The organism is Okeania sp. SIO2C9, assembly GCF_010672455.1.
Lineage (GTDB): Bacteria > Cyanobacteriota > Cyanobacteriia > Cyanobacteriales > Microcoleaceae > Okeania.
This window is the reverse complement of record NZ_JAAHGO010000213.1, coordinates 1-1,573: the sequence shown is the minus strand read 5'-3', so window position 1 is coordinate 1,573 and position 1,573 is coordinate 1. Positions and strand designations below refer to the sequence as shown.

Genomic DNA, 1,573 nt, shown 5'->3' with positions numbered 1-1,573 from the left:
CACCTTTGAAAAACCTAGCCAATCCTAGACATTTTTAGGAATTGTCTCTCAAAGGTTGCAGATTAAGTCTTAAATGACTACGTTGGCAGGTCACGACCAACATAAGTGAACTCCAGCTTATGTGCTGGTCACTCTAAATTAAGGACAGCGTTAAAGTGCGCCAATCGGAAGTTGGTTTGATACCGATAGTGTTTAGGGTATTAACAAGCCTGGCCAACATAATCGAGGAACACTTTACTGAAAAGGACTAGACACCACAATGTCTAATACTAATTACGTTTTCGTCATAGATACAAACAAAAAACCATTACAACCTTGCAAACCAACTGTAGCTCGTAGGTTGTTAAATTCTGGTAAAGCTGCTGTCTGGCGGCGCTTTCCGTTTACTTTGATTCTCACGCAAAGCTGTTAAAGCTGTAGAAACAACTTTAACTCTAAAGATTGACCCAGGCTCAAAATTTACAGGGATGGCTTTATTAGAAGGAAACAAGGTGATCTGGATGCTCTTAATTCAGCATCGAGGTTCGTTAATTTCCGAAAAACTTAAAAAGCGTTCTCAACGCCGTCGAGCTAGAAGAAGCAAAAATCTCAGATACCGTAAACCAGGTAACCCGAACAAAAAGAAGCCCACTGGTTGGTTAGCACCTTCTTTAATGCACAGAGTCGAAACTACTATGACTTGGGTCAAACGATTAATTAAGTTTTCTCCTGTAGAATCAATCTCAATGGAACTGGTTCGCTTTGATACTCAATTGATTCAAAATCCAGAAATTTCTGGTACTGAGTATCAACAGGGTGAATTAGCAGGATATGAATTGAGAGAATATTTGTTAGAAAAATGGCATCATCAATGTGCTTATTGTGGCCAAACTAATACACCACTGGAAATAGAACATATTCACCCCAAGTCAAAAGGAGGTTCAGACCGAGTATCTAACTTAACTGTTGCCTGTACTAAATGCAATCAGATAAAAAGTAATCAAGATGTCAAAGACTTCTTATCAGGAAAACCAGAATTATTAAAGCGAATACTTACTCAAGCTAGATCGCCTTTAAAAGATGCATTCTCAGTTAATTCTTGTCGGTGGAAATTGTTCAATAGCTTAAAGACTAAAGGTTTGGAAGTAACTATAGGTAGTGGAGGACAGACAAAATTTAACCGCAGAAAGCAACAGTTACCCAAAGCACACTGCATAGACGCTGCTTGTGTGGGAGAAGTGAATCAGTTAAATTTCCAGACCACCCAAGCTTTAGTTGCTATATGCAAAGGCCAAGGAGGTAGACAAAAAGCAGCGGTCAATAAATATGGATACCCAATCAGGTACAACCCACTAAAACCGATAAAAGGTTGGAATAGTGGAGATTTAGCGTTGAATATTGAAACAGGGGAAGTAGGTAGAGTTAATCCTCGCTCAAAGTCAAATAGTTTTAACTTCACAGTGCCAGGACAAAAAGCTAAAAGTGTTCATGTAAGCAAATTAAAAGTTGTACATCAAAAAGACGGTTATACCTATACATTTTGTCCACAGTTGTCCATAAAAGTCGAGGAAAATGTCGTCTAAAACTCAACAGT

General features: G+C 38.6%; 1 pseudogene. It reads left to right on the top strand.

From position 1 onward, the window contains the following. The first annotated feature begins 259 nt into the window (after positions 1–259). A pseudogene (gene iscB / locus F6K23_RS40390) lies at positions 260–1,562 on the top strand (RNA-guided endonuclease IscB). The last annotated feature ends 11 nt before the right edge of the window (positions 1,563–1,573 follow it).